Annotated in this window: 5 protein-coding genes; all 5 read left to right on the top strand. The window is 64.4% G+C overall.

Going from position 1 to position 4,822, the window contains the following annotated elements:
- Positions 1-1,121: hypothetical protein (locus VF515_20180; protein ID HEX7409944.1), on the top strand; the 1,121-nt coding region annotated here is incomplete at its 5' end.
- Positions 1,122-1,163: 42 nt separating this feature from the next.
- A complete protein-coding gene (locus tag VF515_20175; GenBank protein HEX7409943.1) occupies positions 1,164-2,285 on the top strand; it encodes a DUF1214 domain-containing protein in 1,122 nt (373 codons plus the stop codon).
- The gene (locus tag VF515_20170; protein HEX7409942.1) at positions 2,282-3,535 is read left to right on the top strand and encodes a sulfotransferase; all 1,254 of its coding nucleotides are present in this window, start codon (positions 2,282-2,284) and stop codon (positions 3,533-3,535) included. Before VF515_20175 ends, VF515_20170 begins: the two co-directional genes overlap by 4 nt.
- A gap of 350 nt (positions 3,536-3,885) precedes the next feature.
- Positions 3,886-4,524 (top strand): TetR/AcrR family transcriptional regulator, encoded by a 639-nt coding sequence (locus tag VF515_20165; protein ID HEX7409941.1) that lies wholly within the window; start codon positions 3,886-3,888, stop codon positions 4,522-4,524.
- 34 nt (positions 4,525-4,558) lie between these two features.
- A partial coding sequence (locus VF515_20160; protein HEX7409940.1) for a thiamine pyrophosphate-dependent enzyme occupies positions 4,559-4,822 on the top strand: 264 nt, incomplete at its 3' end.

Raw genomic sequence — 4,822 nt, 5'->3', positions numbered from 1 at the left:
AGGCCATGCTCACGAAGCACGATGAGATGCTCTGCCACCAGATCGCGACCACCTTCGACCATCCCGCAACCAGCGCCCGAGAATGGACCGAGCGCATTTGGTTCATGGCGCATGACACCACCGGCGACGTCATCCTGGTGGCTGGATTCGGCTTCTATCCCAACCGCAACATCATCGATGCCTTCGTGTGCCTGGCCGTTGAAGGCAAGACGCAGCACGTGGTCCGCGCCTCTCGCGAGCTGCGTCCGCGGATCGATGAAGTCAACGTCGGACCGTTCTCCTGGGACGTAATTGAGCCCATGAAGAAAGTCCGGGCTGCACTCGGCGAAAACGAACACGGCGTCAGCTACGATATTGCGTTCGATGCCACCGCGCCGGCGTTCGAGGAAGACCCCCCGCAGTTCTTCCGCCTGCGAGGCCGGGTGATCGAAGACATTCGCCGGTATTTCCAGGTGGGGAAACCCAGCGGCTGGATCAAGGTGGATGGGCGAACCATCACCATTGACCCAACATCGTGGCGGACCGAACGGGACCACTCGTGGGGCATCCGGCGCGGCGCGACGGATTACATGGAGACCGGCGTGCAGCCGGGCGAGATCCCCGTCGGGTTCTTCTATAACGGAACGTGCTGGCAGTTCGACAACTGGGGTGCGTCGTATCACATCCGAGAAGGCTGGGATGGGCAAGCCAACAACTTCAGCGGTGGACTGTTCTACCCGTTCGCAAGCGGGAAGGAGGTGCTTAAGCTCACCAGTGTCGATCACCAGTTCACCTTCCGTACCGATGTGCCCGGGCTGCGCCAGGTAAACGGGGGCAAGGTCATCCTCAATGCCGCAGATGGCTCCAGGAAGGAGGCGTTGATCAAACCGTTAGGCGCCATCTACATCGGCACGGGCGGATACAGCTACGCCAACTATCGAGGGTTCACCCACGGACTGTGGATGGGGCCTTCCTGGATCGACGGCTTCAAGCTCGACCTTACCAACCCTGACGTACTCCGCGAGATCACCTACCTTGATGAGCTCGTGTGCGAGGTGCGCTGCGGCAACGAAGTTGGATACGGGTTGACCGAGGTCATCGCCATCGGGAAGTATCCGAAGTACGGCTACGAGGGCTTCTAGCGAGGCAGGGGCTCGGACTACAGGTAATGAAGGGAGGACCCCATGAGCAGTTTCGCGCCTGAAACCCGTCAGGCCTTTCACGAGCTTCTCGACCTGTTGCGAGAGATCGGAGATACACACTTCACCCCCGAGCGCGGCATCATCGAGGAGGTGACCGCCGCCGAGGGGTATCGCTTCCTCATCCATCTGCTGGCCGCCGGCTGTGAGAACCGGATCGATGGCGATCCGGAACGGCCGATGTTCACCCGCGTCGTGTCGCCGCAGCGCAAGGTCCTCGGTGACAACCCCGACGCCATCTACTACTGGACGCGGATCGACGGGGCGGGCTCGTACCGCATCCGCGGCTTTCTCGACGGGGCGGTGTACACATCGTTCACCGTGCACGCCACCGACCCCGGCGGTGGCAGCCTCGAGAAGGTGATAGGGGAGGTGAGCGACCGTGATTTCACCGTCGGCAGCGACGGCGGCTACGAGATCACCTTGTCGCCGCAGGAACACAAAGGCAACTGGATCAAGCTCGAAGCCGGTGCCACGTCGGTGATCACGCGCCACTACTTCGAGCGTCCTCGGAGCGTTGCCGCCGATCCGGATGTGTTCGTGCGCCTGCGCATCGATCGGCTCGACGACCCCGGCATGCCGGCTCCCTGGACCGATGCCAAGATGGCCGCACGCTTCCGCGCCCTCGGCGGCTTCCTGCGCGGCAACACGCTCGACATGCCGAAGCCGGGCCAGGGGCCCGAGTACTCGTTCGTGTCGCGTGTGCCCAACGTCCTGCCGCGCCCCGCCCGGTTCGGCGCGTCCGGTGTCGCCGCGTGGGGTGCCGTCGACATCTACTACGCCATGGCACCGTACCTGCTTCAACCCGACGAGGCGCTGGTGATGGAAGGGCGGCTGCCGGCCTGTCGCTTCGCCAACGTCATGCTGTGGAACATGCACTTACAGACGCTCGAGTACCGCTTCCGCCGCACGTCTTTGAACCGCCAACAGATGACGTTCGAATCGGATGGCTCCTTTCGCGTCGTCATCGCCCACCGCAATCCCGGAGTGGCCAACTGGCTCGACACCGAGGGGCACATGCTGGGTACGATCTTCTGGCGCATACTCTTGCCCGAGTCCGAGGCGGGAGAGATCCGGTGCTCGCTGCGGAACGTGTCGGAGCTGTGACCGCGTCACGCACGGCCCGGCCGCTCGGGCTCCGGTTGCTGAACGGCGCGGGTGCAGGGCTGCGCCGACTCGGACTGCCGCTTTTCCCCCTGGACGCCGACAGTTTGGTGGCCAAAGCATGCCGGCGGACCGGTCTCGACGATTTCGGTGATGACACTTTCCGCGATCCGCTCCGCCGTCTCTGTGCCTCATTCGAGCAGGAAGCCCATCTGACCCCGCTTGGCCGCCTTATCGAACGTGGCGAATGCGGTCGTCTGCTGGCCAACCGTTTGCGCATGGTGGACGTCTGCAAGCGCAATCCGGCGATTGCGGCTGATCCGGTCGAACGGCCGCTTTTCATCCTGGGACTGCCGCGGACGGGCACCTCGATTCTGCACGAGCTGCTGGCGCAGGACCCGGCGAACCGGGTGCCGATGACGTGGGAGGTGATGCACCCCTTTCCGCCGCCCGAGCAGGCGACGTTCGAGACCGATCCGCGTATTGACCAGGTCGAGCGCCGTCTTGCCCGCACCGACCAGTTGCTGCCGGACTTCAAGTCGATTCATCCTATGGGCGCGCGTCTGCCGCAGGAGTGCGTCGCCATCACCCAGCACGAGTTTGCCAGCATGGTGTGGCACACCGCGTACCGGGTGCCGAGCTACCAGGCCTGGCTCGAGCAGGCGGACCACCGATGGGTGTACGCCTCGCACCGCCGCTGGCTGCAGTACTTGCAGTGGAAGGTTACGGCGCGGCAGTGGGTGCTGAAGTCCCCCGGCCATCTCTGGGCCTTGGATGCGCTGCTTGCCGTCTACCCGGACGCGCGGATCGTGCAGACCCATCGCGACCCGCTGAAAGTGATCGCTTCGCTCGTCAGCCTCGTGTGCACCCTGCGCAGCATCGCCACCGACGACATCGACCCGCACGAGATCGGCCGCGATTGGACCGTACGGCTCGCCGACGGGCTCAACCGAACGATGCGTGTGCGCGACAGCGGCCGGGTGGCGGCGGAACAGGTGTTCGACGTCGCCTTCGGCGAGTTCATGCGCGACGAGATCGCGATGGTCCGACGGATGTACCGGCATTTCGGTATGGCGCTGTCGGCCGAGGCGGAAGCGCGTATGCGCCGTTTCCTGGCCGACAACCGCGCCGACAAGCATGGCCGCCACACCTACGCGCTCAGCCTCGGTGGACTCGACGAGGCGACGGAACGCCGGCGTTACGCGCAGTACCAGGAGCGCTACGGAATCCCCAGCGAGCCGGTGAGCTCCTGAATCTGCTGTTGATGCCCTCGTTGGCGCCCCCCTTCTGCGCCACCATCTCGAGTTCGACGGCCCCCGGCAAGCCGCCGAACATCTCGGCAGGCCCGCACGCGTCGAGCCATTCCGTTTCTGGCGCCGTTCGCCTGAATTCCGCATTGACGCGGATGCGATCATCCTATAATTAACCGGTCAATATATTTCTCATTGTCGTTCAATGCGGAATGCCTTCAATGCAGCCCACCTCACGCGTGCACGGACGACCCACCGCCATACTGCCTGTCCGTAACCGGATTCAGGGAGCGGCAAAGGCTGCGCACCCGTGCCCGCGGACCCAGAAGGGTGCGGGGCGCCCGCGCGGCGCGGTGAGTGAAGAGACGCGGGCACGCATCATCGAAGCCGCCTGCCAGTGCTTCGCTGAGCACGGCTACTCCAAGACCAGCAACCAGGATATCGCGCGCATCGCGGGACTGACCACCGGTGCGCTGTACCATTATTTCGAGTCGAAGGCCGAGCTGTTCGCCGCGGTGCATCGCCACGTCCACGACACCCTGGTCGGTGTGTACCGGCGCGCCTTTACTGAAGAGACCACCTGCGTCGACCAGCTCTGCGCCGGACTGGAGGCGGCGCTGGCCGTCACCAGCAACCATCCCGCGGTGGCGCATTTCGCGGCAACCGCTTCGTTGGAAATCGAGCGGCACCCCGACCTCAGTGAGATTTTGAACACCGACACCCGGGCGATCCGCCGCTTCTTCGCGCAGCTGTTGGCGGCCGGGCGAGAGCGCGGCGAGATCGCACTGGAGGTGGACACCGAAGCGGTCGTGGACCTGGTGCTGTCCTCGTTGTTCGGTCTGGTCTGGCTGCGTTCTCAGGTGCGGCACCGCGGGCAGTATGAGGCCGCCATTCGCGCCTTCCAACGTTTGCTGCGCGGCGCACTCTTTTCCGATGGGAACAGTAGGAAAAAGGCAAGGATCAAAAAACCACGATCCGCGATCGAGAGGTGACGGCGTGAGCTTGAAGCATGCAGATCTGATCGAAATGTATCGCCGCCTGCTGCGCATCCGATACTTCGAGGATGAGGCGTGCCGCCTGCTCAGCGCGGGGACCATCCAGGGCGCGGTGCATACCAGCGTGGGGCAAGAGGCGGCCTCGGTCGGCGCGTGCATGGCGCTGCGACAGAGCGATTACATGGCGGGCACGCACCGGTCGCACGGCCATCCCATCGCCAAGGGCGCGGCAATCGATCCGCTGGTCGCGGAGTTGATGGGGAAGAAGACCGGCGTCTGTAAGGGCAGGGGAGGC

The sequence above is a fragment of the Candidatus Binatia bacterium genome (genome assembly GCA_036382395.1).
Lineage (GTDB): Bacteria > Desulfobacterota > Binatia > HRBIN30 > HRBIN30 > JAGDMS01.
This window is presented reverse-complemented; position numbering and strand designations above follow the sequence as displayed.